Origin of the sequence: Saccharopolyspora galaxeae, from assembly GCF_016526145.1 — a bacterium.
In the GTDB taxonomy this organism is placed as follows: Bacteria; Actinomycetota; Actinomycetes; order Mycobacteriales; family Pseudonocardiaceae; genus Saccharopolyspora_C; species Saccharopolyspora_C galaxeae.
On the sequence record NZ_JADDUE010000007.1, the window covers coordinates 281,069 to 306,352 of the forward strand.

Annotated in this window: 26 protein-coding genes; 7 read left to right on the top strand and 19 right to left on the bottom strand. The window is 67.3% G+C overall.

The window, feature by feature from the left end:
* Positions 1 to 1,277 precede the first annotated feature (1,277 nt).
* A complete protein-coding gene (locus tag INP57_RS18030; protein WP_200071395.1) occupies positions 1,278 to 1,697 on the top strand; it encodes a helix-turn-helix transcriptional regulator in 420 nt (139 codons plus the stop codon).
* Here INP57_RS18030 and INP57_RS18035 read toward each other — a convergent pair.
* The 12 genes from INP57_RS18035 to INP57_RS18090 all read right to left on the bottom strand — a co-directional run bounded on the left by INP57_RS18035 (position 1,694) and on the right by INP57_RS18090 (position 11,982).
* The gene (locus INP57_RS18035) at positions 1,694 to 4,447 is read right to left on the bottom strand and encodes an AfsR/SARP family transcriptional regulator (RefSeq protein WP_200071396.1); all 2,754 of its coding nucleotides are present in this window, start codon (positions 4,445 to 4,447) and stop codon (positions 1,694 to 1,696) included. The genes INP57_RS18030 and INP57_RS18035 overlap by 4 nt on opposite strands.
* Positions 4,444 to 4,878, bottom strand: a complete 435-nt coding sequence (locus INP57_RS18040; protein WP_200071397.1) for a pilus assembly protein TadG-related protein — start codon at positions 4,876 to 4,878, stop codon at positions 4,444 to 4,446. The genes INP57_RS18035 and INP57_RS18040 overlap by 4 nt, the downstream gene beginning before the upstream one ends.
* Entirely contained in the window at positions 4,878 to 5,321 is a 444-nt protein-coding gene (locus INP57_RS18045) for a TadE/TadG family type IV pilus assembly protein (protein WP_200071398.1), read from the bottom strand. Before INP57_RS18045 ends, INP57_RS18040 begins: the two co-directional genes overlap by 1 nt.
* A complete protein-coding gene (locus tag INP57_RS18050; RefSeq protein WP_200071399.1) occupies positions 5,318 to 5,749 on the bottom strand; it encodes a TadE/TadG family type IV pilus assembly protein in 432 nt (143 codons plus the stop codon). The genes INP57_RS18045 and INP57_RS18050 overlap by 4 nt, the downstream gene beginning before the upstream one ends.
* Positions 5,749 to 5,940: a hypothetical protein gene (locus INP57_RS18055; RefSeq protein ID WP_200071400.1), complete on the bottom strand. Its 192-nt coding sequence runs from the start codon at positions 5,938 to 5,940 to the stop codon at positions 5,749 to 5,751. Before INP57_RS18055 ends, INP57_RS18050 begins: the two co-directional genes overlap by 1 nt.
* Positions 5,941 to 5,959: 19 nt before the next feature.
* Entirely contained in the window at positions 5,960 to 6,856 is an 897-nt protein-coding gene (locus INP57_RS18060; protein WP_200071531.1) for a type II secretion system F family protein, read from the bottom strand.
* Positions 6,856 to 7,746, bottom strand: coding sequence for a type II secretion system F family protein (locus INP57_RS18065; protein WP_200071401.1), 891 nt, complete (start codon positions 7,744 to 7,746; stop codon positions 6,856 to 6,858). Before INP57_RS18065 ends, INP57_RS18060 begins: the two co-directional genes overlap by 1 nt.
* Positions 7,743 to 9,167 carry a TadA family conjugal transfer-associated ATPase gene (locus INP57_RS18070; RefSeq protein ID WP_200071402.1) on the bottom strand — a complete coding sequence of 475 codons (1,425 nt, stop codon included), beginning with the start codon at positions 9,165 to 9,167 and terminating at the stop codon, positions 7,743 to 7,745. Before INP57_RS18070 ends, INP57_RS18065 begins: the two co-directional genes overlap by 4 nt.
* Positions 9,167 to 9,925 carry a MinD/ParA family ATP-binding protein gene (locus INP57_RS18075; RefSeq protein WP_307850145.1) on the bottom strand — a complete coding sequence of 253 codons (759 nt, stop codon included), beginning with the start codon at positions 9,923 to 9,925 and terminating at the stop codon, positions 9,167 to 9,169. Before INP57_RS18075 ends, INP57_RS18070 begins: the two co-directional genes overlap by 1 nt.
* 20 nt (positions 9,926 to 9,945) lie before the next feature.
* A complete protein-coding gene (locus INP57_RS18080) occupies positions 9,946 to 10,524 on the bottom strand; it encodes a hypothetical protein (RefSeq protein ID WP_307850146.1) in 579 nt (192 codons plus the stop codon).
* A 247-nt stretch (positions 10,525 to 10,771) separates the two neighbouring features.
* Positions 10,772 to 11,374: a hypothetical protein gene (locus INP57_RS18085; protein ID WP_233627766.1), complete on the bottom strand. Its 603-nt coding sequence runs from the start codon at positions 11,372 to 11,374 to the stop codon at positions 10,772 to 10,774.
* Between the two features lie 245 nt (positions 11,375 to 11,619).
* Positions 11,620 to 11,982, bottom strand: a complete 363-nt coding sequence (locus INP57_RS18090; protein WP_233627767.1) for a hypothetical protein — start codon at positions 11,980 to 11,982, stop codon at positions 11,620 to 11,622.
* Between the two features lie 475 nt (positions 11,983 to 12,457).
* Between INP57_RS18090 and INP57_RS29635 the strand changes: the two genes are divergently transcribed.
* Positions 12,458 to 13,099, top strand: coding sequence for a prepilin peptidase (locus tag INP57_RS29635; protein WP_200071406.1), 642 nt, complete (start codon positions 12,458 to 12,460; stop codon positions 13,097 to 13,099).
* Positions 13,100 to 13,172: 73 nt separating this feature from the next.
* Here INP57_RS29635 and INP57_RS18100 read toward each other — a convergent pair whose 3' ends face one another.
* From INP57_RS18100 to INP57_RS18115, 4 genes are all read right to left on the bottom strand, one after another.
* Complete coding sequence (locus INP57_RS18100) at positions 13,173 to 13,628, bottom strand: NUDIX domain-containing protein (RefSeq protein WP_200071407.1); 456 nt, start codon at positions 13,626 to 13,628, stop codon at positions 13,173 to 13,175.
* A gap of 446 nt (positions 13,629 to 14,074) precedes the next feature.
* Complete coding sequence (locus INP57_RS18105) at positions 14,075 to 14,461, bottom strand: hypothetical protein (protein WP_200071408.1); 387 nt, start codon at positions 14,459 to 14,461, stop codon at positions 14,075 to 14,077.
* Positions 14,462 to 14,549: 88 nt separating this feature from the next.
* Positions 14,550 to 15,314, bottom strand: a complete 765-nt coding sequence (locus tag INP57_RS18110; RefSeq protein ID WP_200071409.1) for an NUDIX hydrolase — start codon at positions 15,312 to 15,314, stop codon at positions 14,550 to 14,552.
* A gap of 783 nt (positions 15,315 to 16,097) precedes the next feature.
* A complete protein-coding gene (locus tag INP57_RS18115) occupies positions 16,098 to 16,568 on the bottom strand; it encodes a hypothetical protein (RefSeq protein WP_200071410.1) in 471 nt (156 codons plus the stop codon).
* A gap of 1,068 nt (positions 16,569 to 17,636) precedes the next feature.
* Between INP57_RS18115 and INP57_RS18120 the strand changes: the two genes are divergently transcribed.
* Entirely contained in the window at positions 17,637 to 18,512 is an 876-nt protein-coding gene (locus tag INP57_RS18120; protein WP_200071411.1) for a helix-turn-helix domain-containing protein, read from the top strand.
* A 25-nt stretch (positions 18,513 to 18,537) separates the two neighbouring features.
* On the top strand, positions 18,538 to 18,939 hold the full coding sequence (locus tag INP57_RS18125) for a DUF397 domain-containing protein (protein WP_200071412.1): 402 nt from the start codon (positions 18,538 to 18,540) through the stop codon (positions 18,937 to 18,939).
* A 529-nt stretch (positions 18,940 to 19,468) separates the two neighbouring features.
* Here INP57_RS18125 and INP57_RS18130 read toward each other — a convergent pair.
* Positions 19,469 to 19,990 (bottom strand): DinB family protein, encoded by a 522-nt coding sequence (locus INP57_RS18130; protein ID WP_200071413.1) that lies wholly within the window; start codon positions 19,988 to 19,990, stop codon positions 19,469 to 19,471.
* 40 nt (positions 19,991 to 20,030) lie between these two features.
* Positions 20,031 to 20,441 (bottom strand): MerR family transcriptional regulator, encoded by a 411-nt coding sequence (locus INP57_RS18135; RefSeq protein ID WP_200071414.1) that lies wholly within the window; start codon positions 20,439 to 20,441, stop codon positions 20,031 to 20,033.
* 110 nt (positions 20,442 to 20,551) lie between these two features.
* On the opposite strand from INP57_RS18135, the gene INP57_RS18140 reads away from it, so the two are divergent.
* From INP57_RS18140 to INP57_RS18150, 3 genes are all read left to right on the top strand, one after another.
* Complete coding sequence (locus tag INP57_RS18140; protein ID WP_200071415.1) at positions 20,552 to 20,773, top strand: heavy-metal-associated domain-containing protein; 222 nt, start codon at positions 20,552 to 20,554, stop codon at positions 20,771 to 20,773.
* The gene (locus tag INP57_RS18145) at positions 20,770 to 23,229 is read left to right on the top strand and encodes a heavy metal translocating P-type ATPase (protein ID WP_200071416.1); all 2,460 of its coding nucleotides are present in this window, start codon (positions 20,770 to 20,772) and stop codon (positions 23,227 to 23,229) included. Before INP57_RS18140 ends, INP57_RS18145 begins: the two co-directional genes overlap by 4 nt.
* Before the next feature lie 79 nt (positions 23,230 to 23,308).
* Positions 23,309 to 24,508: an MFS transporter gene (locus tag INP57_RS18150; protein ID WP_307850147.1), complete on the top strand. Its 1,200-nt coding sequence runs from the start codon at positions 23,309 to 23,311 to the stop codon at positions 24,506 to 24,508.
* 104 nt (positions 24,509 to 24,612) lie between these two features.
* Here INP57_RS18150 and merB read toward each other — a convergent pair whose 3' ends face one another.
* Positions 24,613 to 25,266: an organomercurial lyase MerB gene (gene merB / locus INP57_RS18155; protein ID WP_200071417.1), complete on the bottom strand. Its 654-nt coding sequence runs from the start codon at positions 25,264 to 25,266 to the stop codon at positions 24,613 to 24,615.
* Positions 25,267 to 25,284: the final 18 nt, after the last annotated feature.

A 25,284-nucleotide genomic window follows, 5' to 3' on the forward strand; every position in this document is an offset into this window, starting at 1 on the left:
AAGAGGACACTTCGCAAGGGGTGACGAGGGTCCGTTATCTCGCCGTTATATTTTCGCGAAAGAGCAGTCCAGCGCCCCGCTGTGTGGCGTCCGAGTCTGTCAGAGCTGGCTTGCCGTCCGTGTGGGTACACGGCCCGGACAGCGTCACTCAGCGGCAGAGAAGGGGTGTCGACGCCTTACGCGCGGGTGCGCGTGCACGGGGAACGGAAGGCGTGAGGCTGCGGAAGCAAAGAAGGCCCCGCGTTGCCTGGTTCGCCTTTGCGGCACTAGCGAAGTGCGCGCGGAGTGCTTGCCCCCTGTTCGGCTTATTGACAGGGACGCGCATCGTTGGCCGATGGCGGAAGAACTGAACTTATCCAATTTGTCAACCCTGCGAAGGATGTTGGTGTAGTTGAAAATGATCAACAAATTGAATCGAACTGCTGGCGCTTGCACACCTGTCGAGCGAGGGGTGAGGTGAATGAAGTGATCAACCGAGAACCGGCGAAGATGAACCGATGAGGCTGCGGAAGCAAAGAAGGCCCCGCGTTGCCTGGTTCGCCTTTGCGGCACTAGCGAAGTGCGCGCGGAGTGCTTGCCCCCTGTTCGGCTTATTGACAGGGACGCGCATCGTTGGCCGATGGCGGAAGAACTGAACTTATCCAATTTGTCAACCCTGCGAAGGATGTTGGTGTAGTTGAAAATGATCAACAAATTGAATCGAACTGCTGGCGCTTGCACACCTGTCGAGCGAGGGGTGAGGTGAATGAAGTGATCAACCGAGAACCGGCGAAGATGAACCGATGGACAGAGCCTTCACGGCGAAGTCCTGGTCTCTCCAAAAGGAACTTATTGATGCATATGGTTGCCCGCGCTGTTTATTGTTCCGCATCCTTATATTCCCTCCCAGTCGTTAACAAGCTCCCGTGGGGTACCGAGGCTGGGTAGATTCAGGAAGGGCCAGCGGTGCGCTGACCTGCTACAACGTCGTGCGAGGGGGCTTCCTGTTTATCGGGTAGATGAGTGAGCGCATGAGTGAGCGCATGAGTGGGCGCATGAGTGGGTAGATGAGGCGCGGCAAGCCGGGATCACTGGCAGCGATTAGTTCTGCTCCATTCGAGTGGTCCTGTTCACTCGAATGGAGTCATGTTCTCGCGATCAACGGCGGACTCAGTGTCACCGCCGGAATATGGGTGGCTCGGGTGCTGTGCCCTGCGGACAATCGCGCGAGGGAGCCGCAGCACAAGAGCAATCCGACCCCACAAGGGTATCGGAGGAGAGACGGGGAGAGGAAGGACATGGGGGTAGGTCGCGAGGAGGTGCTGAGCTGGTTCGACGCGGTCCATTGGCACCAGGGGGAATGGGTGCCGGAGATCGTCGTCGCGCTCTGGAGTGGCCGCAAGAGGTTCTTGGACCTTCTGGAGGAAATCCGCGAAAGCAGTACACAACATCGGTGGTCCACGCGGACTCGGCCGTTGTCGCGGCAGAGCCTCGCCCAGACCTTGCAAGGAATGGTGCGGGACGAACTGGTTCTTCGGCATGAAGACAATTCGTCCGCGCCCAAAGCCGTGTGGTACGAGCTGACGCCCGTTGTCCGGGCCTTTCTGGAGGAACACGCTGGATCGACGGCGGAATGGGTCGACGCGAATCGAGACCTGATCGAGCGAGTCCGGCAACGGCGCTTCATGCCGAATCGCGGTTGGGACTCCTCGGATTAGCTGGCGGCCCGGTGTTGCCGCGCCTGCAGAGCGCGGGCCAGGGTGAGGGTGCCTGGGTCGGGGCGTTCGCCGATGTCGCCCAGCGTGGTGGTGAGCAGGTGGACGGTGCGGCTGATGGCGTCGGTGAGACCGAGTTCGGCCTGCACCCGCATGATGTCGCGGTAGATGTCCTCGTTCTCCGGGTTCAACAACCGGGCGTGTTCGAGCAGTTGGAGCTGGCGCTGCGGGTCGCGGCCCCGGTAGCCGGCGGCCATGCCCGCGAGAGCATCGACAACGGTGCGGTGAGCCGCTTCGCGTGGGCCGTCGAGCCACAGCGCGGACATGCCCTCGGCGATCTCCCCGCGATAAACCGTGGCGATGCGGGACCAGGCGGCGAAGCGGTCGTCGTCGGTGCTGGCCAGGTGCCGGTCGTGCTCGGCCTGGTTGAGCTGCCAGTAATCGACCGTAACCACCTCGGGGTTGAGGGAGACGTGTTCCTCGTGCTGGGCGACGAGGTCGGTGGCCTGGTCGCCGGTGGCGTCGGCGAGGGCTTTGCGGATCTGGGACAGGCCGGCGTAGAAGGCGTTGTACGGGCGCCGTCCCCGGGCCTCGGGCCACAACGCCTCGCGTACGGCTTCCCGGGACGTCCCGTTCGGGTGCAGCGCCAGGAACACCAGCAGCGCCTTGTGTTTGGGCGCCAATGCCGCGGTGAGATCCCGGTCGGTGCCGTCGGGCGTGTGCCAGGTGAGGGTCAGCGGCCCGAATACCGCCAGGCTCAGGGGGCGGTCCGGAGGCTCCGGAGTGCTGTCGGCGGTGACCAGCTCGGTGACCGCGGGCCAGTCAGCGCTATCGGAAACGGGATCGGGGCGTTCCCCGGTGGCTGACGATGTGTCAGAGGCCGCTTCGTCCGGGACTTCGTCTCCGGCAGTGGCTTCGCGCTCCTGCTCGTCGTCGACGTCGTGTTCGTCCAGCTCGGAGTGGTCGCTGTCGGGCGGGTCGACAGCGAGGACCTGTTCGTCGTCGAGGTCGTTGGCAGGGATCGGCTCGGCGTGCTCGGCGGGCTCGACGGTGTCTGTCGGCGGCCCGCTCGTGGTGTCGGTGAGCAGGTCGAGGAGGTCGCGGGTGTCGGAGGCATCGAGGTGGAACAGCCGAGCGCCGCGGAGGTCGCTGATGGTGGGGCTGGCGGCGGTGACGATCCCGTCGGCGCGGACGCGGACGGTGGCGCCGGCGGGCCAGTGACCGAGCAGGATGGCCCCGGTCCCGCGGGCGGCCCCGGTGTCGAGGACGGCTTGCAGACGTTCGTGGGGCCGGTCGATGGTGGCCACGAGAACGATATCCAGTGCGGAGTCCTGGCCATCGGTGCTGTCCGGGTCCTGGCGGTCGGCGAGCACGGTGATGGCCTCGTCCAGGCCGGTCGTGACGCGCAGCCTGGGCGAGGTGGGAGGCTCGTCTCCGAGCAAGGCGCGGCCGTCCTCGCTGGGGATGAGCACCGTGGCGTTGGTGGTCGCCAGCAGGTGCACCAGCAGCGACCGGGCGGTGGCTTCCGCGCCCGCCCCGGTGAGCCCGAGCCCGTGGAGTGCGGCGAGGTCGAGAGCGTGGGCGCGGTCGTCACGGATGCCGACCTGCACGGCCGGATCAGGCTCGGACTCGTCGGCTGCTGCGTCGGGCAGGTCGATACCGGCAGAGGGAAGCGCGATCGGGTCGGCCTCGTCAGGTTCGCTGGTGTTGTCCAGGTGCGCTTCGTCGTAGGCCAGTCGGAGCGCGTGGACCGCGGGTGCGGGTGCTGGTGGTGGGGTGCGGTCTCCGCTGCCGGGCTGGTAGGTCCGCATCCGCCGTCGCCGCCGGATGAGCATCCCCAGGGTCACCGCGGCGGCCAGCGTGGCGGCGACGAGGCCGCCGCTGGTGAGCGTGATGGCGGTGCCCGAAGTCGGAGCGACGGCGTCCGCCGGGGCATGGTGCTGGTCCGGGACGGACTCCGCCGGTGGAGGCGCCGGTACGGACGGCGAAGGATCGACTGAGGGTGCCGGTGGCGGCAGGGGTTCCTGCGGCGGTGGTAGTGGCGGGGCGTCGTCCTCGACTGTTTCGGGCAGGTGCAGGACCCATCCGGGGCGGACGAGGTGAGGATCGGTGAGCGTGTCGCCGTCGGGTTGCGGGCGCCCGTGGTTGAGGGCGAAGAGGTCGGGCCAGCGGTGGCCGTCGCCGAGTTCGCGTTCGGCGATTCGCCACAGGCTGTCGTAGACCCCAGCGCGCGGGGGCTGCACGATCACGGTGCCAGGTTCACTCGTCGCGTTCGTGTGCCGTACCTGGTGTGTCGTGGAGTACAGAGTGGGTGCGGGCTGCTCAACCGTGACCGCCGCGACAGGCTGAACCGGAGGAACAGGTCCCGCGGCGGCGACCGGGGCTCGCGGTGGGAGCAGCCCGAAGACCGCGGCGGCGACGAGCAGGCCGGCCAGGGCGTGGACCGGCCCGATCGCGGGCGGGCGCACTCCGCGCACCGCGTCGGGGACGCAGCGGGCCACGTCGAGGGCGAAGGTGAGCCAGACCGGCCAGGCGATGCAGGCCAACAGGTCCAGCAGCATGGTGACCGACAGCGGGTTGAGCAGGGCGGCTTCGATCTCATCGGCGGTCGGCAGATGGTCCGGCAACGGCCAGCCGATGAACGTGACCAATCCCCAGGGCACGCCGACCAGCAGCGTGGCTAGTGCCGCGAGTGCGGCCAGCGCGCCGACCAGCCGCAGCAGTCGGGTGGTGATGCGGGCGAGCAGCCTCATCCAGCACCTCCCAACGCCCCTTGGTCGGGGCGGGCTTGGCCCTCGGCGGACACGGCGATCTCGCCGAGCCCGATCACTCCCAGGATTTGGGTGCGTTGCTGTGCATCGACGTGCACGCGAACGGTGGTGGCATCGGCGGTGACGGTGCCCGTGGCGCCCACGGCTCCGAGATAGCGCTGCGCGGCGGCCTGGGCCGCGCTCGGGTCCAGCCGAGCATCGCCGCCGGCGCGGTAGGAGGCGAGATCCAGCTCCTGGGCTCCGGCGCGGGCGGCTTCTTGGGCGTGGCCGATCGCCTGTGTCTTCGCGGCCAACGCGAGCCCGCCGTCCAGAACGAGACCAGCGAACAGCAGACAGGCCGTGGTGATCACGACCACGAACGCCGTCACCCGGCCGTGCTCGTCGCGTGCGAACGCTTTCCACCGCTCCAACATCACGTGCCTCCGGGGTCGGTCCCGCGCCACTGGTCCACAACCGACGACGCGGTGGACTCCGCCGTGGTACTCCCCGGAACCCCCAACATCGCCAAATCCGACAGCCCGATATCGCAGGTCACGGTCACGGTCACGGTGCTGCCGGGCTGCAGACCAGCGAGGTGAGCGGACACGCCCAGGTTCTGGCAGCGCACCCCGGCCTGAGCAAGTGCGGCCTGCGCAGTGGCGTGCGCATCACTGCTGGCCTGGCTACTGCTCCGGGCCAAGGTCGCCGCGCGGACGGCTTGGTGTGCGGCGTCGTCGACGCGCAGCCGCGAGTCAGCCAGCCGCCCGCAGAAGACCACGAACAACAGCAGGACAATCAACACGGGCACCAGCAGGGTCAGTTCGGTGGCCACCGAACCCCGTTCGTCGCAATGCAGTCGGCGCAGCAGGGACCTCATCCGTTTCCTCCCGGGACGACGAACCGTTCGCTCGGGCCGGCCGCGCGGCCCCGCACCGGCAAGTCCAGGAACGGCACGACCGGAGCAGCTTGCCCCGTTATCTCCACAGTGGACTGTTCCGATTCCCGATTCACGGTGGCGTGTGGATTCTTCAGTGGCCCGGTGCCGAGCTGGCTCAGCACCGCCGCGGCTTCGGCGTGGCCATCGGCACTGCTGGCTCCCTGAACACGTGCCGCCGACAGCGCCTGGGATGCTGCGGCCTGGGCGATGTGAGTGGCGTGCGCCCAGATCGCGAACTGCGCGATCAGCAGGATCAGCAGCAGCAACGCCGGGACCGCCAGCACCAGCTCGGCGGTGACCGCCCCGCGCTCGTCTCGGCGGAACCGCCGTATCGATGCGCGAAACCGGCGGGCAAGGCGTGCGGTCATCACATGTTGCCCCCGATCTCGTTGGCCTTGCGGGTGACTGCGGCGACGATGATCGCGAGCACCGCGATCGCCGCGGCGACCAACAGGGCGGTCACGAGAACGGTTTCCGTGGAATACCCACGTTCGTCAGCCCGGATCGCGTCGATCCGAGCCCGCGTGGTGGCAATGACAAGCTGGATGTAGTTCAGCATCAGCGGTTCCCTTCGCGATCTACAAGGAGCCGAGCACCGTGGCGACGGCCGGATAGGCGATGAACAACAAGAATCCGGCGAACAGGCAGATCACCGGCAACGACATCCGCTCGGTCGCGGCCTGCGCCTCACCCTCGGCCTCGGTGAGTTCGTGCGTGCGCATCGCCGCGGCCTTGGCCGCCAAGCTCGCCCGCACCTTCGCGCCTTCGGTGCCGGCCAGCGACACCGAGGACGACAACTCGATCAGCTCGCGTACATCCAGTTCCTCGCCGAGCTGCCGCAACGTCTCCCACGGCGTCGCCCGGGTCATCCGTGCTGTGGTCAGCGCACGGCGAATCCGGGCGAAGGCCCACCCTTGGCCGATCTCGGCGGCGTCGGTGAGCGCTCCGTCGACCCCGGCTCCCCCGGCCAGCGAGACCCGGACCAAGTTCAGGTAGGCCCCGAGGGCATGGCGAAACGACGTGCGCCTGCGTTCGGCCTGCTGCCGCAGATCCAGGTCAGGCAGGAAGAACCCGCCAGCCGCACACGCGAGGCCGACGACGGCCGGCACCTGCCACGGCAACCCGACGCCGACAGCCCACAGCAGCAGTGGGACCAGGCTGGGCAGCAGCACACCGGCGACAGCCAGCACGCCCTTTTCCGCCAGCAGCGCTTCCGGCGCCCGCCCGAGCACCAGCAGATCACGCTGTTGACGAGGGCTGGGCAAGCCGAGCGCGGCCAACGGCCGCACCGCGGGGCGGCCCCACCGTGCAGCCCATCCGCCGGCGTCGGTATCGGTGATCGTGGGCTTGCGCGATGGGGTAGTGCGGCTGGCGGCCAGCGCACTGGCCAACGACGGGCCTGGTGGGAGCAGCCAGACGACCAGCGCCCACAGGCCGACGCCGAGTCCCGCTCCGAGGAGAACGACCGTGGTGATCACGAGCGCACCTCCATCCGCGCACTGGCCGCCGTCGGTCGGGTGAGGAAGCGTTCGGGCTCCTGCATCCGAGCGATGCGGTCCAGCCACCAGAACGCGATGGCGAACAGCCCGCCAACGGCCAGCAGCATGATCTGGCCGAATGCCCCGTCGTAGGGGTCGAGGTAACCGCGATTGAGCGCGACAAGCCCTGCCGCGAAGATCAGCGTGGTCGCGACGATCACACGAACGCTGGTGCGAGTGCGCGCCCGTCCGGCTTCGACCCGCAACCTCATGGACACCTGCTCGCGGGCCTCGATCGCCAGCTCCCCGAGCAGGTCCGCGAGCTGGCGAGCCTGATGCTGAGAGGCCAGCACCAACGCGGAGATCACCAGGTCCGCGGTGGGGTCGGCCAGGTCGTCGGCCAGCCCCGCCAATGCGTCGGGGAGCTTGTCCCCGCGCTCGATGCGCATCGACAGCTCGCGGACGTCGTCGCGGATCGCTGCCGGGGCGGTATCGACCGTGGCCTGGATCGCTTGTTCCAAACCGGCCGCGGCGGACAGGGTGTCGCGCAACATCTCGGTCCACGCGGCCACTGCTTCAATCCGGGCGACCCGACGCGCCTGCTCGGAATCCCGCCCCAGCACTTGGGGCAGCGCCCACACGGCCGCCGCCGTCAGCACACCCCCGATCACCCAGCCGGTGACGAGAGCGGCCAGCAGGCCGGCCGCGAGGCTGATCACTGCTCTCCGCGCCGAGGCACCTTCCCGGAGCTGACGAAGATGTTCCCGCCAGCGCGACGGCGTGGCGGCCGACTCGGGAGCCTGTCCACGGAACCCGAGAACGAGCAACAGCCCCCCGAGGGCCACGCCGAGCCCGCACAACGCGGCCAGCAGGACAGTTCCGGTCATGGCCGCCACCACCCTTCGGTGCGCTCCAACACGTCCGGGTCGAAACCGACCTCGGCCAGCCGCTCCACGGTTTCGGTGCGCAACGGCACCCCGGGGACCGCGCGGCCGGTGGGGTCGGGGCGGTAGACCTCGTTGGAGATGATCTGTTTCTCGTCGGCGTCGACGACTTCGCGGATCGAGCTGACGACGCGGGTCTTGTCGTCTCGGGCTTCGGCCAGGTGCACCACGAAGTGCAGCGCGGAGGCCATCAGCAGGTTGGTCGCCTCCAGTCCGAGCCGTTCCGGGCTTTGGGCGGCGTAGGTGGCGAGCTTGGTGAACGCCCCGCGCGAGGTGGAGGCGTGCAAGGTGGCCATTGACCCGTCGTTGCCCTGGGACATGGCGTTGGCCATCGGCACCAGCTCGGCGCCGCGGACCTCGCCGACGATGACCCGGTCCGGGGACATGCGCAGAGCCCACCGCACCAGCTCGGCCTGCGAGATTGCGCCCTCGCCCTCGACGTTGGCTTCCCGGGCCTGCATGGCGATCACATCGGGGTGGGCCGGGTCGCGGTCGAGCGCCAGCTCGAAGTTGTCCTCGATGGTGATCAGCCGCTCGGCTGGCGGGATTGCCGAGGCCAATCCGCGCAGCATCGTCGTCTTCCCGATTGCGGTGCCGCCGACGACGAGCACGTTGAACCGGGCGCGCACCATCGCTGACAGCAGCGCTTCCAACCCGGCGTCGATCGTGCCCAGCGAGCGGAGCTGGGCCAGGGTGACCTGCTGAAAGCGGTGTCGCCGGATGGACACGCTGGGCCGGCCGGTGACGGCCATGACCGCGAACATCCGCGACCCGTCCGGCAGCTCCACGTTGACGCCGGGGGAGCCGCGATCGAAGCGGCGCTCTTCCACGCCGGAGCGCGCGGCCAGCGAGCGCACCAGGTCGATCAGTTCCTCGTCGGAGTCGGCCACAGGCGGCATCTGCGCCCGTCGTCCGTCGGCATACCGTACGAAGACGCGGTCGGCTCCGTTGACGTTGATGTTCTCGATGTCCTCGTTGGCCAGCAGCGGCTGCAGGCCACCCATGCCGAAAATCTCGTCCAACACCGACGCCACGACCCGGCGTTCCACCTCATCCGGCACCAACCCTGCCCCGCTCGGACGGGTCAGCTCCTCGTTGGCGTAGGCGTCGGCGGCGTCCGCGGCGAGCTGTTCAGCCAGGTTGCGCCGGGTCGGGTAGTCCATCGCGGGGCGGCCGTCTTGTTCATCGGCGCGGATGCGTTCGGCCAGTCCCTCCGAGACCGCCTGACGTACCCGTGCCCGCAGCGCCGCCGCTCCGGGGTGGCTATCGTTGCTCTCCCCGTGCCCGGTCTCCGGACTGATCGGCTGTGACGACCAGCCAGGCTCGCCAGTTCCACCGAGAAAGCGGTGCGCGTCGGTCGTCATCACGGCACCTCCCCATTCCCTGTCGCCGGTGTCGTGGCGGTCACCAGTTCGTCGCTGCTGGTGTCCGACGTCTGAACGTGGCGGAGCAGAGTGCGGCCTAGGCGAGCAGCGGTGCGGCCCAACGCGGACCGATCCGGGGTTCGTCCCCGAGGCTGTCCGCACAGGACCGCCGCGCCCTGCGGATCGTCCGGAAGTGAGGCCATGACCGGGACTCCCAGTTCCCGTTCCACCTCGGCGCGGCTGTAGCCATCGCCGATCAAGACCAGGCCCGGCGTGCGGGTCCACGTCGACACCGACTCCAGCAGGGTCGCGACGTGGGACAACTCGTCGGCTCGGGGCCGCGTCATCACCATCAGCGCGTCCGCCCCGCGCACCAGCGGCAGTGCGGGGGAGGCCGCGTCCAACCGTCCGACATCCACCAACACCGCGGATTCCGGAGACCGGGCGGCGGCCCGCAGCGCGCGAAGCCCGCGGGTAGTCAGCACCCCCAACGCGGCCCGTGCCTGCTCGGCCGCCACGGGACCGACGACCACCCGCAGCCCTCCGGGAAGGCGCTGGCAGTGCTCCGCCAGCAGCTCTGCCGACGATTGCCGCCGCGCCGCCGCGGCCAGCGACACCACCCCGGGCGTGGCCGGAAGCCGGAACCGGGCGGTGAGATCACCGCCCGCCGGGTCCGCTTCCACCACGACCGGATCACCGTCGGGCCACCGCGCGGCCATCGCCAACGCCGCCGTGGTCACCCCCGGCGAGCCCTTCACCGAACACAACCCGACCAGCATCACTGACCCCCAGCCGGAACGGCGACCAACGACAACTGTCCTGGCGGCACCGCGGCCACCTGCCGGGCACTGGTCACCGGCAACTGCAACGAGACCACCGTGGACTGATCACTACTCGGCGCCCCGACACTGGTGACCACCGCCGACCACGGACCACCGGAAGCCGGGCTCTGGGTCGAAGACGTACTGCTACTGCCTGAACCCGGAACCACGATCACCGACACCGTGGCGCCCGGCGCCAGGTCGGGAGGAAACTGTCCCGGCTTCGCCGCGACAGCCACGATCGCCTGGCCCGTCGGCGGCACCTGCGGACGACCGAAGGCCGAGCGAGGAAGCAGAGTCCCCGCCGGCAGCGAGTACGCGACCGGACGCCCCAGCACCGTCGCCGCCTGGCTGGCCGGCACCAGATCCGCCCCCGAATCCGAGGACAACGGAACTTGCCGCAGGTCCTGTGGCGTCAGCACATCGCCGACGTGCACCGGCCGCGCCAGGCTCAGCATCGGCTCCCGATTGCCAACCTGCAGCACGGTGATCACCGCACCCGCCACACAGATCACGACCAGCAGCACCCCGAGCACCAAATACGGCACCCTGCGCCGCCTCCCAGTTCCCCGTGCGATCCGCGCGGGCTCGCCAGGCTTGCGCCCGACCCAGGAACGAGACGGGGCCGGTGACCCCTGAGAGGGTTCAGTGGTCGATGTGGATGTAGACATCGGGCGCCTCCAAGAGATGCGGTACCCGCACCCCATTCCATGCGGAACGACGGGGTGTCCGTTGATCGAATGAATTCGGCTGATTTACTGGTCTACAGTGGACGATCTATTTCTAGTTGGGAGCGTTGTTGAGCGCCTGCGATTCCGCGACCGCGAACGTGGCGGACGAGGTTGTCGTCAGGTTCGGGAAGGTTCCGCCTGTTCCCGCTCCCGACCAGGTCACCGTCCAACTCACCTCGGCCGCGACCGGATACGAGTTACCCGGCTTGCCTTGCGATGTCGCCGACTGCGGACGCCACTGCGCAGGGTCCATCCACAACCACGTCGGCAGATTCACCAACTGGGTCTCCGCAGGCGAGGCGTGAATCTGGGGCGAAGGCAGCCGCAACTGGCTGTACGCCTGCTGAGCCAACTGCTCCGGCGACAGCGCCGGCTGCTGTCCGTCCGGAATCCAGATCGGCGGCCGGTACAAGGCATCACGCCACCCTTCGCCCGAGCACTGGTACATGTACCACGCTCCGGATGGCCCCGGCGGCGGTTGTTGCTGGGCGAACCGGACCTTCGGCGTCGACGAAGACGGCCTGTACAGCGCTGGGGTGACCGTGATCGCCCCACTGTCGCTCGGCGGGTGGTAGGCGATCGTCGTCGTACCTTCAGCCGGTGGCTGGTAGTCGCTGCGCACGTAGCGACAGTCCGCCAAGTTGGCGTCACCCACGATCTGATCACCTTGCGGTGGCGGAGGGTTGGAACTTCCGGAGTCCGAGTCTCCGCTGTCGCCGGAACCCGGATTGTCCGGTGGGGAGGGCCGCCCTGGCTGACCACCCTGACCGGCTCCCAGATCGCACCCGACGTAGGACGTCTCACCGCAGGTGGTATTCCCCCACATGTCGTCTGCCGACGAGGTCCAGGAACCAGCAAGGACCAAAGTGGACACTGAGCCAAGAACGAACGCTGCACGTCTTAACATGTGCCAACCCCCTGCACTGCGAACCTGGTCACCCGCCAGGCACCGTCGGGCTGCTTCTTCACCTCAGCGACGATCGCCCGGCGGCCCCCGGGCTCGTCGTTGATGGGCTTGCGCGAATCCGCGAACACCTTCACGGTGCCGCTGGAGTCACCGCAGTCCGACAGCATCACCGTCGCCGGCGCATTCGGGGGCTCAACCGAGGTGACCTGCGGATTGTTCTTGGGCATCCCCTGAGTCACGACGCGGTTGAAGTGGTCGGTGTACAGGCTTCGCGTGATCGTGGTCAGCGCATTGTCGGTGGCGAACTTTCCTAACTCCGGCGACTTCCAATCGGATGTTTCGCCTGCCTTGGCCATCGCTTCCCACATGCCGAGGTACGCCGTCTTGGCCTGCTGGCCTGCCGCATCGGCCGGAGAGGGCGCTTTCGAGGTCGGCGGCGGCGTGGACTCACCGCTCGGCCGTTGGTGTGCCTGCGGAGCCGGAGCCGGTCCTTGCGAACCGCAAGCCGCCGCGAGTACTCCAACGGCGCAAACGATTACTGCACCCGGCAGGGCTCCGCCGCGGCGGAAGATCGATGGGACGAGAGGACTACGCATACAACTCCCCCGGGCTGGTCGCTGATCCACTGCGTGATCGAGCCACCACATGTACCCCGGGTTGCCGCGGTCACATCAACCTGACCTGGGGCAGAATCACCGCGAATAGCTTCGAAACGAAAAAATCACCCATTTGGCGCAGCAGTAGACGACGCCTGCAGTAACAACAGGTGATCATGTAGACACACGGTGTGTGCGACTGCCACGGATACCCGAAAGCGACAACACGGTTGGAGTGATCGCCATCCCGGTTCCGGATCTTGCCATCCTGGTCTGGCCCTCGATCGCGCTGGTCGTCGGCGCGCTGTTCGCCATGCTCGTCCGAAGGCACGAACCGGAGATCCCGTCGGCGCATGTGGCGACAGGCGTTCTTGGTGCGGGCGGCCTCGTTGCGCTGGACGTATGGCGATTAGGAGCGACCCCGGAAGCACTGGTGCTGTCCGCGTTCGCCGTGATCGCCACGCCGCTTGCCTTGATCGACCTGCGAATGGGCAAACTGCCCAACTGGCTTGTGGTCCTGAGCTACGCGGTGACCTTGGGCGCTCTGCTCGCGGCGACGCTGTGGAGCGCGCATCCCGAACGCCTCGTTCGGTCGCTGCTGGGAGCGGCGTTGTTCTTGCTCTTCTACGGGGCGCTGTACATGTTCTTGCGCGGCCAGCTCGGCGGGGGTGACGTCAAGCTGGCGGGCGTGTCCGGCGTTGTCTTGGGCTGGCAGGGCTGGCCGACCATCGTTGGCGGGTTGCTAGCGATCTGGCTGGTCGGGTCTCTCCTGTACGCGAGCGAAACCGCGGTGGGGCATAAGCGATCAATGAGCGGTCTACCCCACGGCCCCGCCGTGCTGCTCGGCACTGTGGCCGCGATCCTCATCCCCTCCTGAACGATCATCGTCGTGTGATCTGTACTCGCCCCGAGGTCGGAGGCCCCATGTCGACAAGGGGCGAGGTCGAAGATCATCCTGACCTCACCGCTTCTTCGTTTACCGAACAGGTCGCCGGTATCCATACGCGCTGTTCAAAAGCCGGGTCACGTACCTGGTTGGCAAGCGCCGAGGGGCGGATATCGACACTGTCGATGTCTCCCCACCAAAACCATCTCGTCTCGATGTCGCTGCCGGCGTTGTCCTGGACGGGCTCGTCCAGCTCGACGTCAAAGAGGAAGTGAAGCTCGTGGTTCGGGCGTCCGTCGGCGGACTCCATGCTCTCTACGACGGAGGAAAGATCGTGACTGTGAAGGGGAGTTCGCAGAGCGGTCTGCAGCGTGCGTTTCAGTGCTTCTTCGATCGGTTCTCCCGGTTTGACCGAATCTCCAGGGAGTGTCCAAAAATCCCACCCTCCTCTGCGGCTTAGGAGCAGGGATTGGTCGTAGCAGACGATTCCGTTAGCAATAACGTCAATAGATCCGATCAACGTTGATCCTCCAAATGTCACCCCTTGGCACGGTCGTCCGGTTAACGAGGTACATCCGGAACGTGGTGCACCTCTTGCGCCAAGGCATCGCTCAACTGCTCCTCACCGACCTTCACCGAGGTAACGAGCGCGTCTAGCAGGTGAGATGGCATTGTCCCCCTCCGCAGTCCGGAGGACTCCACGGTCTCGACCAATGTGTCCAAGTCGTGCCCCGAGAGAGCGGACCGGCACAGCTCGTGCGCGAGCACGTCCCAAGCGAGGTGGGCGTCGACCGTACCGACGGCTTCCTGGACCATCCGCTCAATAACCTCGGCGCGGCTGCACGGTCAACGCCTGCGGCGTGGTCCATCACGCACAGTCCGAGGCGGGTTCGGAATACCTCGTGTTCCGGCAGAGGTTCGAGCTGGAGGTAGGCACTGACCATCGGTCTTCATGTTCTCGACTGCTCATCCGGGCTCTGCTGCGTGTAGAGCCGGTCGAGCGCATTGGTGATCAGTGTCCGTGCCGCCGAGCTCCTCGGCCCCTGGGTCAGTGCCGAACAGCGGCACGTACGGGCGTTCGGTTAACCCCAGCTCGCGTTGTTCACGGCGTAGCGCCACCGCGGCGCCCCATCCTCCATCGCCTCCGGTGAGCGCCCACCGCTCGCCTTCGAAGACGATGAGGATGTCCGGCCAGCGTGGGCCGCGCATGATGCGGCGTAGACCGTCGTAATCCCAGGTTCCGCAGGCACGGTCGGCATCGCAGTCGCTGCCACCATGCGCGTAGTTGACGATCGAAAGATCAACTGTCGAACGACTGTGATCGGCAACTCGTCTGTTGGTGCTGGTGATCATGGTCAGCACTCCGTCCTTAGCCGTATCATTCCTTATCTTCCGGACGACGATCACTCCGAGCAGAAATCGCCAGGCACGGTCAGGTCGGTCACCTCGACGTCTCTTCGCTTTCGATTTCGCGCCGAGGCTGGGCGTCGAGTTGATTGCCCACGAGCGCGGCCACGGATTCATCGACAACTTCGGTGGTTCCGTTGGCCAGCTCCCAGCGGTGGTCGCCGTAATTCCCGCCGACGCCGAGTTGCATAACGTTGGAGACCGAGACGGCGTAGGTGTGTTGTCGGGCAAGGTGGCCGTCGCGGTCGATGAAGTCGAAGTGGCCGAGGTAGGCGGTGATCTCGTCGATCTCCAGGCCGGTCGCTTCGGTGAGCGCGTGGTCGATGGCGTGCATGGGGTGCTCGTCGACAGCGATTCGGGCGACCGGGACCTCCCACCGGCCTGGGTGGAACTCGTCGTCAGATCGACGCTGCACGAACAGCACCCGGCCGCCGTTGTCGACGGCAACGCCGATGTAGCGATGGACAATGTTGTCGTGCGCATCGCGGGCAGCGAGACCGTCCAGGTCTGGCAGCTCGTCGGGCATGGAAGTTCCTTTCTCTTCCACTTGTTCGCGGCGCAGTGCGTCGTGTACGCGGCGCAGGTACATCAGGTACAGCACCAGGAGCTGACCGCGGGCGTACTCGCCGAGCCCCAGGTCGCCGCGGAGCACGCAGGTTTCGGAGACCGGCATGGGGTGTAGTTCTCGGTCCGCCATCCGCGATTCCCTTCGTTGTTCCAGGCGTCTTCCAGTGCAAATAAGCACCCCAGTGGTTTCGCTCTCGCTTTCCTGGGGCAGTTCGCCGTACTGGGTGGTCACGAGGCCACTGACTCAGAACCGCGTGGCCTACCAGGGGCGTGCGGCTCTTGTTCGTCCGGACAGGGGGCGTCGGAAAGGTGTTCCGCTCCGGGAACCAGCAGTGGTCGCTGCATCTCGACGGTGGCGGACTGTTCTTCGGCGCGGGCGCGCTTGCAGCCTTCACAATCCTCGGCGTGGCGAACTTCCGTGCAGGTCTGGCCCAGCCGGCCACACATGGTCAATACCACCGGGCGGCCTCCGTCCCAGAGCTGAACCATGCGGTTGTTACGCAGCTGGGCGTAGTGGCGCTTCCAGTCTTGCCCTGGGTTGGCCACGTAGAAGATCGGGGCGTTCACCGTGGCTCGCTGCCGGCGACGGACAGCCGGAGTCGGCGCAGACGGCGTGCGCATGGGGCCGTCACCGCCGACTACTTCCCTGCTTGCGGTTAGCCGGCGGCCAGACGTGGCCGCAGTTGCACTCGGACCAACCGCCGGTGTTCGGGACGAGTTCCCACGTGGTGCACGTGTGTCCCGAGGGGGAGGTCAGCGCGGTGTAATCGGAATCGGGGTGGCAGGTGGGTGGGGGATCGACAGCCGTCGACACGGCCGATCAACTCCAATCTTCCTTCGAGTATGTCGTCTTGGAGCAGGCGGCGGAAGGGGGTACCGCGCGCTCACCGGGGGACTCAGGTGCCACGGCGGCCCGGTCACGGTCGGGGCCTCGACAAGGCCGCCGTGGCTGAGTCCTGACCGATCCGTTCGGGGACTGCCGTGAGGGCAGCGGATCGGACAGGACGATCGGGGGTTACCTGCCGCGATTGATGACCCGACGGGCGATAGCCACGACTGCTGACCACGGCGGCAGCAGCCGGCCGGGCTGGGGTTGCTGCCACCACGACGTGGTCTCAGCGATCGGAGGAATGACGAGTTCGCCTCCGGGTGGGACGGCGTGCACGCGTGTGGCGCGCAGGTCGTGGGGAAGCTCGACGTTCTGCCGCTGGCAGGGCTCGGTGATGAAGGTCCACCAGCGGTCACGGTTGTCCCTGCTCACAGGACCTGCCATCAAGCTGGAGGAGAGGTCCAGCGCTACCGGCTCGGCCAGGGATCGCGGGAGAACGAGCGCGTCGAGTACGTCGCCGGTATGCACAACTAGTCGCTGGTGTGTGACGTCGATGCTGACGGGCCAGTCCATGTGTTCGGAGAAGAAGTTCGCCTCGATGGCGAGGTCGGGCTCATCGAAATCGGATCGGGTTGCGGCGGAAGTCGGGGTCGCCATGTTGTTACTCCGTTCCGTGCTTGTGGCGCCCTTCGGCGGTGGAGGGCGTCTGTTGCGGTGTCCGAGGTCGGGGGTGGTGCGCGGCGGCCCCGCCGGAAGGAGGGGTTTCAGCGGCGGGGCCGCCGCGGTCTGGCCTTGCCCGATCCGCCCGGGGGACAGCCGTGCACGCGGCGGATCGGACAGGGCGGCGGAACAGCCGACGAAGGAAAGTCGGCGTGCGATGGCGGTGGCGGGGTCGGTCCGCCATCCGAAGATCGGGGCCGGGCAGCGTGGCGCGGGCTCTCACGAAGATCAGGCATCGGGTGCAGCGCGGCCCCGGCGGCACAGTGAGCGACCGCGGTACAACGAGGTGCCCGCAGAGGGCTTCGCGCAGGCCGGAATCGGTATGGAGTGCCCGCGCGAACTCCTCGTCGACGACGGCGTGGTCCTGGTTGTCGGTACCGCTGAGGAACCAAGTGAAGAACAGCCGTTCGCTCGGCGTGGTCATTGGATCACCTCTCGGTGAGGAAGCGGGCGGCGCGCGGAGTCGGCGGCTGGGGGTGACTCGACGCGGCGCCGCCCGCCCTCATGCGCCCGAGCCGGTTCGGGGGCCGGCCGGGCTGGTCTTAGCGGCTTGGGAAGCGAAGGACGCGGCCGGACGGCCGGGAGTCGACGGCGTCCGCGTGCTCGTACAGGCGGTCGGCCAAGGTTCGAGCGTCGTCGGGCTGCATTACCGCCGCCTCTCCAGGTGGGGTTACCAGCACAACGCGGTCGCTGCGGTGGTAGGTCGACACCCTCCGGGGGCGGTCGACGGCGTCGGCGGCAGGGACATTGTTGCTGGCTGCGGGCCTATTCAGGGCGTGGATGGGAGTGGCCATCGTGCTCACCTCGCCAGGATGCATCTTCTATGTTCAAGCTGCCGTCATGAAACTTGCGATGGCAGCTTACTATGGCAAGCATGGACCAGGTTTGCTTGGAACACAAGTTTTAGGCGCGCTATATTCGACTGGAACCCGTCGATATCCTTCGGATGGAGCAACAGTCGCTTCGCTTGACACGCGCCCCTGTTGACGGAGAGGTCCCGTATCCATGCCGGCCACGGTCCGTACAGCTAAGAAGATGTTGCTCGGGCACGAGATCGCCCACATGATCGAGAGCGCGGGACTGTCCCAGGCGGATGCCGCGCAGCTGATCGAGACGAGTCCATCCCGTATCGGGAGTCTGATTAACGGTGGTAGCAGCATTTCGCCTGGTGATCTGGTCTTGCTTGCCGCAAAGCTCGGCTTCGACGACGAGGGTTACCAGGAGGCGCTGCGTGAGCTGCGACGCGACAACCACAAGCGCGGCTTTTGGACGACTGGCTACAACAGGGCCTACGGCGAGGACTTTCGGCTGCTGGTGGATCTGGAGAAGCACGCCGACCAGATGCAAGCGGCCGAGGTCGAGGTTGTTCCGGGCTTGCTGCAGTGCGAGGCATACGTCCGCGCAATGCACGCTGACCAGCCAGACAACCACGGCGTACCGCTGGAAGATCGGATCAAGGCTCGGCTGGCACGACAAGACATCCTTGACAAGCCCGAACCGCCGGTCGTTCAGTACGTGCTCTCCGAGTCCTGCGTCCGGCGTGTCTGGGGCGACGCCGACATCATGCGGGAGCAGATCGACTACCTGATCAAGCTCTCCAACCGGCCAAACGTGCATCTCCAGGTCATGCCGTTCGATCAGCCAGCAGGTCGGCGGTCCCCGATCGCGAACACGTTCACGCTGCTTCGAGTGCCTTCACCTGGTGCAGCCGGGCCACTGGAGCTGGCCTACGTCGAAGGCGAGGCCGAGGTGCGCTACCTGGACGACAAGAAGGCTCTGAAGGCATACGAGGCAGCGTGGGCTCGTCTGTCGAATGCTGCGCTACGGTTCGATGAGACCCGAAAGTTCCTAAAGACGGTCCTTCAAGACTTCACGAAGTGACTGTTCCCCGAGGAGAGAACCGCTGATGACCAGCTCACCGCCCGCCTTTGCCGAGCGCGACTTCCGCAAGGCGAGCGCCAGCAACCCGGACAAACAGTGTGTGCGGGTGGCCCGTCGAGGCCACCGGGTTGAACTCCGCGACGACAAGACTGCCTTCGGAGCACGCAACGATCACCGTCTCGTGTTCACCGATGTACAGTTCGACGCCTTCCTGGTTGGGGTGCGCTCCGGGAACACCACCGGCCTCTGCCTGGAGATGACGCGGCGGACGGGCCGGACGTACGTCTTCCGCAGCACCGTGCCGCAGCCCTCTGGGGCGGACCCGGAGCTGCAGTTCACCGAAGCCGAGGTCGTCGCCTTCCTAGATGGCATCGCCCGAGGTGAGTTCGACCAGGACACCATCACGGACATGGCCGTGTGCGCCTAACCGTCCCTCTCGTCCAGGGCAGCGGAAGTCGCGACGACCGCTGAGGCTGTCGAGACCTGCACCATCCGTCTTTCGCTTCGGGCCGCTCACCTCACAACACATGGCTGGTCACCGGCTGTCGGGGGTCACGCTCATGCTGTTGGCATGTCGGTGGGGGATGTCGCCGAGCATTGATCGAACGGATGTGCGAACATCTGGTCAGGTGTGAACTTCGATACGGTTGGGGGTCTTGGTGGCGGTCAAGATCGTGCACACCACACGGCCGCAAGAGGTGCGGTTCGGTGATCGAGCGACGGCGGAGCACTACGCGGTCCAGCACGGCGGACTTGGTGCTTGGCGGGTGCTGGCTACTCCTCGGGAGAGTGGCGCCTGGGGCAGCCGAACGGATAGCCACGACCCCAACCGACACTGATCTTGTGACACGGAGCGGTTGTCGTCGGCGGCTGATACGGCCCGGCCAGTGCGACCGTGCGGGACTGAGCCGCCGAGCTACCTCGACCGCCGCGGTTGGCTTCCCTGCGACTCGGTGTCAGCTTGCGTTATCAAGTGTGAGCTGACGCCGGTGGAAATCGAAGTGCTGTGTGGGAAAGCGGTAGACATCAGCCAGGGTCATGAACTCCTGGAAACACGGATCCCACCGGGTGGGATAGTGCGTGCCGCAGGCGAGGTCAGCCTCGGTTTCGGCGTCCAGTCGACGGTGCAGTGCCGCGATCACGCGATCGACCCGGGACGCCATCTGCTTGCGGTTGAGGACGGTTCCGTCGAGGTAGGCACCGGCGTAGTTCACAAGGTCGAACGGCGTGGTCGCAGCATTGAGCGCCCGCGCGAAACCCCGTCCGGCACCAGAGGGTAGCCGGTCGAACACCTTCACCAGGATCACCAAGGCACGGATGATCAGGTAGCCGAGCAGCATGTGGAACAGCAATTGCCTGTTGTTCCAGCGGGTTCCGTTCGATGGCTTGTGCAGATCGGCATCGGTAGCAGCGCTGAGGAGCCGATGGGAGCTGACGCGTGCGCGCTCCATGTCATCGTGCACGGCTTGCTTGTCCATTCGTGCAGTGTCTGCTGCTTTCGGCTGTCAGCGCCATCGGTTAACGGGTGGTGTGGTTTTCGATGATGTGGCAGACGACCGCGTCTTCGCCGCGGCGTTGGCTGTCGCGGGCGGCCTGGCGGGCGGTGGTCAGTGAGTGGCGGAGCTGACGGAGTTCGGTCAGTGTGCGGTCGATCTCGGCGATGTGGGTATCGAGCAGTTCGGTGACTCGGCCACAAGGGGTGGCACCGTCACGCTGCAGGTCGATGATTTTTTTGATCTCGGGCAGGGTCAGGCCCAAAGTCTTCGCTTGGCGGATGAAGCGCAGCACGTCGAGATCGTCTTCGGTGAAGACGCGGTACCCGGCCTCGGTGCGCTCGGCCGGGGGCAGCAACCCCTTGGACTCCCACAGTCGCACCGCCTTGGCGCTGACCCCGGCGGCCTTGGCCGCCGCGCCCACGGTCATGCCCATCAGAGCCTCCTGCGGTGGCCGGAACTTTCATCCTTGACCTTACCCCAGGGGCAAGGTTCTAGCGTCTACGTAGACGAGGACAACCGCAGGGACAGGGGAGTTCAACGACCATGGACATGGTTATGTTGCAGGTCACGGGCATGTCGTGCTCGGGGTGCGAACAGCGCATCGCCAAGGTGCTACACCGTGTAGACGGCGTTCGAGAAGTGACCGCAGACCACAGCACCGGCCACGTGGAAGTGAGTATCGGCCCGGAACTTGCCGATCGTGCGCTGCTGGCTGAGCGGATCGAGGCGGCGGGCTTCGAGGTCATCGACGGGGCGAGCCGGTGAGTACCGCCGTTGAGGAACGCCTGCAATTGTGGGCCTCGGAGCCGAGTACGACGCCGGGCCAGCAGCGGATTCGGGCGCGGATCTCGGGTCTGCATTGCTCGCTGTGCACAGGCACGATCGAAAAGGCCCTGGGCCGCATGGACGGGGTCGGCACTGTATCGGTGAGCTTGACCCACGAGCAGGCCCTCGTTGACTACGACCCCGACATTGTTGAGCCCGAACAGATCCTGGGCACGCTGCGCGATATCGGCTACGAACTCTACGACCCACGCAAGCTGCGTGCCTTCGAGGACGAAGAACGCGATCTGCTGCGCGAGGGCAAACGGCTGTTCACCGCGATCGGCGTGAGCCTGGCCGCGATGGTGCAGATCGCCGAGGGCTGGTGGACGATCGCGTGCGCCACCCTGCTAGTCGGGGCGCTGGCGCTGGTGTTCTCGATCCTGCGCCCCACCGGGCGGGGCCGGGCTGCCGGTTGGGCGGCTGCGGTCGCCACCCCCGGTGCGCTGGCCCTGGCCGCCCGCTTCGCCGGGTGGCTGGCGCCCCCGGTCAATGGCTGGATCGCCGCCGTGCTGGCGGGGGTGATGGTGTTCGGGGTGGCCCCGCACATCCTGGCCATGGCGTATCAGTCCGCGCGCCGCGGCATCCTCAACCAGCACGTGCTGCTGGAGATCGGCGCGTTCGCCGGCATCACCGGCGGCATCATCGGGCTCACCGGCGTCCTGGCGAACTATCCGACCGCGGAGTTCTTCGCGGTGGCGGCGATCGTGGCGACCTACCACATCTTCTCGGAGTGGCTGTCGCTGCTGGTCAAGACCCGCTCCAGTCAGTCGATCAAGAAACTGCTGGACCTGCAGCCCGACCTGGCCCGGCTGATCACCGACGACGGCGAGTCAGAGGTTCCGGTCGAGCAGGTCGAGACCGGCCAGCTGGTGCGGGTGCGGCCGGGTGAGCGCATCCCCCTGGACGGGCGCGTCCGCTCCGGCTCCTCAGCGGTTGATTTCTCGCTGGTCACCGGGGAACCGGTCCCGGCCGAGCGCGGACCGGGCGAGGAAGTCGTGGGCGGGGCGATCAACGGCACCGGCAGCCTGCTGATCGAGGTCACCGCTACTGGAGCGGAAGGCTTCCTGGCTCAGGTGGTGCGCCACGTGGAGGACTCCCGGGCGCTCAAGCCCGGCATCCTGCACCTCGTTGACAGGGTGCTGCGCGTTTACACCCCCGCCGTGCTCATCGTCGCCGCCGTGGCGCTGCTGGCCTGGCTCGGCGCGAGCTGGGTGCTCTCCGGGCAACCGGACGTGCACCGGGCGGTGTTCGCCGCACTCGGGGTGCTGGTGATGGGCTACCCCTGTGCGGTCGGCATCGCCGCGCCGCTGGCGATCGTGCGCGGCACCGGGCTGGCCGCCGACCGGGGCATCGTTATGCGCACCGGCGAGGCATTCCAGACCTTCCGGCTGGTACGCCGCATCGTGCTGGACAAGACGGGCACCGTCACCGAAGGCCGCCCCACCGTGCGGGCCGTCGCCTCCACCGACGGCGACACGGCCGCCGTACTAGGGCTGGCCGCCGCAGCAGAGCACCACTCCGAACATCCCCTCGCCCGCGCCGTCGTGGCCGCCGCCGAGGACGCGGGAGTGACCGTGGCGCAGGCGCACGATTTCGAGTCGATGACCGGCTCCGGCGTGCGCGCCACCGTCGACGGCCAGCACGTCGTAGTGGGCCGCCCCGGATTGCTCACCGACAGCGGTGTGGACCTGGCGGGGTTGTCGGACTGGATCGCCGAGCAGGAAGCCACCGGGCACACCGTGATCGCGGTCGCCGCCGAGCAGGTGCTGCGGGGTGCGATCGCACTGGGCGACCAGGTAAGGCCCGACGCCGCCGAGGCGGTCACGGCCATGCGCCGAGCGGGGATGGAGCCGGTGTTGGTCACCGGCGACAACCAGCGCGCCGCACGCCACGTCGCCGATCAGATCGGCATCACCGAAGTTCATGCCGGGGTGCGCCCGGAGGGCAAGGCCGCGATCGTGCGCGAGTTGCAGGCAGACGGCACCCGGGTGGCGATGGTCGGCGACGGGATCAACGACGCCCCCGCGCTGATGCAGGCCGACGTGGGCCTGGCCGCCGGCGGCGGCACCGACATCGCTGTGGAATCCGCCGACATCGTCCTGCTGCGCGACGAGGTCACCGCGGTGCTCGATGCTCGTGAGATCAGTGCCCGGGCCTACCGGCGCACCCGCACCAACGTGGGCTTGGCGTTCACCTTCAACGGCCTGGGCATCCCGCTGGCCTCCACCGGGCTGATCTCCCCGGTGTGGGCCATGGTGGCCATGGCCGCCAGCGTGACCACGATCTTCCTCAACTCCTTCGGCACGCGCCCCTCGCTGCTGATCAGCGCCATCGCCAGCGTCGGTCGCGCCCGCAGCGCAGCAGGCCAGGAGTTCTCCGAGCAAACCGTGACCTGATCGGCCACGGCACCACCGGATTTGACCGCACATCACCGGTTCGGGGGCAGCGCCCTGGACCTGTCGCACAGGAAATGACGTGTCTGATCAACTGACAAAGCCCGCTGCTCCGCGCGGGATGCTGGCGCTACTGACCGCCGCGGCGTTTGTGATCTTCGCGCAGATCTTCATGGTCGCGCCGCTGATCCCGCGGCTGGCCGAGGTCTTCCACACCTCGCCCGACCTTGTTGGACTGGCCGTGCCCGCCTACCTGATCCCCTACGGAGCGATGGTGCTGGTGTGGGGACCAGTCTCCGAACACCTCGGGCGCCGCCCGGTCATCCTCGGCTCCCTGGCCGCCCTCACCGTGCTGGCCGCCGCAACCGCGTTGGCCGTCAGCGCCGGGGCGTTCATCGGGATGCGGCTGGCCACCGCGATCGGCGCCAGCGGCGTCGTACCGATCTCCCTGGCACTCATCGGCGACCTGGTGCCCTACCAGCGGCGCGGCCACGCCCTGGGCTGGCTGTTCGGTGGCATGGCCGGGGGCATCGCCGTCGGCGCCACCACCGGCGCCCTGGGCGAGCCGCTGGTCGGCTGGCCCGGACTGTTCCTGGCCGCCGCCGCGGCCGGGCTGGTTCTATTCGTCACGGCACTGGCACTCCTACCGAAGACCCCGCGGTCGGCGGCACCGCCCGCGCCGCGGACCGTGGCCGCCGGGTACCTGAACCTGCTGCGCCAGACCCGTGGGCGCCGCACCTACACCTACGTGCTCATCAACGCGCTGCTGCACTCCGGCATCTACACCTGGCTCAGCGTCTACCTGACCCAACGCTTCGGCCTCGGCGAGTTCGGCATCGGGCTGACCCTGCTCGGCTACGGCATCCCCGGCCTGCTCCTCGGCCCGGTCATCGGACGCCTAGCCGACCGCTACGGCCGCGCCCGCATCATCCCCGCAGGCGTGGCCCTCGGCGCTGTCTGCGCCTTGTTACTGGCCACCCCACTGCCGCTGCTGGCCGTGCAAGCCACCATCGTCGCCCTCTCGCTGGGCTACGACATGACCCAACCACCGCTGGGCGGCATCGTCACAGACCTGCCTGGCCACGGTGGGTTGGCTATGGGCCTCAACGTCTTCACCTTGTTCACCGGTATGGGACTGGGCAGCCTCGCTTTCCAAGCCGTCCTCCTGCCTGCCGGATTCACCGCGGCTCTCAGCCTTTTCGGGGCCGCCGCGCTGGTTGCTGCGGGAGTCGCCCTCCCGGCATTCCGCCATGAACGACCAAAAAGGTCGTCCACGGTGTGACGCGCGTCCGGCCGGTGCAGCGGAAGTTCGACGGGCCACCTGGATAGAGAGCCTCGTCAGTCAGCCAATCACCGGCTAGGTCGACCCGGCCCTTCACGGTCGGCTCAGCAAGCAGGAGGGCTCGGTGCCGACAGCGCCGTCCAGCCCAGTTCTGTTGATGCTCGCCGTACCACCTCGAATTCCTCGGCGACCGGGATGACTTCGCCTTGCGGGTGCGCGGTTAGCCAGTCGGCGGCGACCTCGCGTGAGCTGAAGAAGTGTCCGAGATCGCAGAGATCGCGCACGTTGGCCACGGCCCGGGTGAGGTGCATCTTCGATACCACGGCTTCTGGCGGGTCGACGCGGACGATGCCGTTGGGGGTGAGTTCGATGCGAATGTGCTGGCCGGTGGCTGGGCAGGTGGAGTCCACCACGCCGGGGCGGCCGAGGCCGCGCGGGAACTGGAGCGTATCGGTGGCGCACCACCCGTAGACGGTCCTGCGGTCGAAGGTGAACGCGTGCGGTGTGGGGCGCAGGGTCAGCCCGAATCCGGCGACCTTGTCGCGCTCGTCCCAGTCCACCCCTGGCTGCCTGCTCAGCTCGGCGTGAACCTCCTCGATCGGCCAGCCGCCAGCGGCGGCCAACTCCTCTGCAGAAACGGGTTCGCCGTGGTCAACGAGCAGCCGCCACAGGTGCGGCAGTAGGTCAGGCATAGCCAGATTCGCGTTGACGACGCCAATCAGCTTCCGCGCGCCGGCATGGATCTGTTCTTCGGTCATGTCGATCAGTCCTCGATT

What these genes read in the sequence shown, in the direction of transcription:
- INP57_RS18065 (WP_200071401.1), bottom strand. Translation starts at nt 7,746, where the DNA reads ATGACCGGAACTGTCCTGCTGGCCGCGTTGTGCGGGCTCGGCGTGGCC.
- INP57_RS18135 (WP_200071414.1), bottom strand. Translation starts at nt 20,441, where the DNA reads ATGGGCATGACCGTGGGCGCGGCGGCCAAGGCCGCCGGGGTCAGCGCC.
- INP57_RS18090 (WP_233627767.1), bottom strand. Translation starts at nt 11,982, where the DNA reads ATGGCCAAGGCAGGCGAAACATCCGATTGGAAGTCGCCGGAGTTAGGA.
- INP57_RS18055 (WP_200071400.1), bottom strand. Translation starts at nt 5,940, where the DNA reads ATGCTGAACTACATCCAGCTTGTCATTGCCACCACGCGGGCTCGGATC.
- INP57_RS18030 (WP_200071395.1), top strand. Translation starts at nt 1,278, where the DNA reads ATGGGGGTAGGTCGCGAGGAGGTGCTGAGCTGGTTCGACGCGGTCCAT.
- INP57_RS18040 (WP_200071397.1), bottom strand. Translation starts at nt 4,878, where the DNA reads ATGTTGGAGCGGTGGAAAGCGTTCGCACGCGACGAGCACGGCCGGGTG.
- INP57_RS18140 (WP_200071415.1), top strand. Translation starts at nt 20,552, where the DNA reads ATGGACATGGTTATGTTGCAGGTCACGGGCATGTCGTGCTCGGGGTGC.
- merB (WP_200071417.1), bottom strand. Translation starts at nt 25,266, where the DNA reads ATGACCGAAGAACAGATCCATGCCGGCGCGCGGAAGCTGATTGGCGTC.
- INP57_RS18130 (WP_200071413.1), bottom strand. Translation starts at nt 19,990, where the DNA reads ATGGACAAGCAAGCCGTGCACGATGACATGGAGCGCGCACGCGTCAGC.
- INP57_RS18120 (WP_200071411.1), top strand. Translation starts at nt 17,637, where the DNA reads ATGCCGGCCACGGTCCGTACAGCTAAGAAGATGTTGCTCGGGCACGAG.
- INP57_RS18105 (WP_200071408.1), bottom strand. Translation starts at nt 14,461, where the DNA reads ATGATCACCAGCACCAACAGACGAGTTGCCGATCACAGTCGTTCGACA.
- INP57_RS18035 (WP_200071396.1), bottom strand. Translation starts at nt 4,447, where the DNA reads ATGAGGCTGCTCGCCCGCATCACCACCCGACTGCTGCGGCTGGTCGGC.
- INP57_RS18050 (WP_200071399.1), bottom strand. Translation starts at nt 5,749, where the DNA reads ATGACCGCACGCCTTGCCCGCCGGTTTCGCGCATCGATACGGCGGTTC.
- INP57_RS18125 (WP_200071412.1), top strand. Translation starts at nt 18,538, where the DNA reads ATGACCAGCTCACCGCCCGCCTTTGCCGAGCGCGACTTCCGCAAGGCG.
- INP57_RS18045 (WP_200071398.1), bottom strand. Translation starts at nt 5,321, where the DNA reads ATGAGGTCCCTGCTGCGCCGACTGCATTGCGACGAACGGGGTTCGGTG.
- INP57_RS18115 (WP_200071410.1), bottom strand. Translation starts at nt 16,568, where the DNA reads ATGGCGACCCCGACTTCCGCCGCAACCCGATCCGATTTCGATGAGCCC.
- INP57_RS18070 (WP_200071402.1), bottom strand. Translation starts at nt 9,167, where the DNA reads ATGACGACCGACGCGCACCGCTTTCTCGGTGGAACTGGCGAGCCTGGC.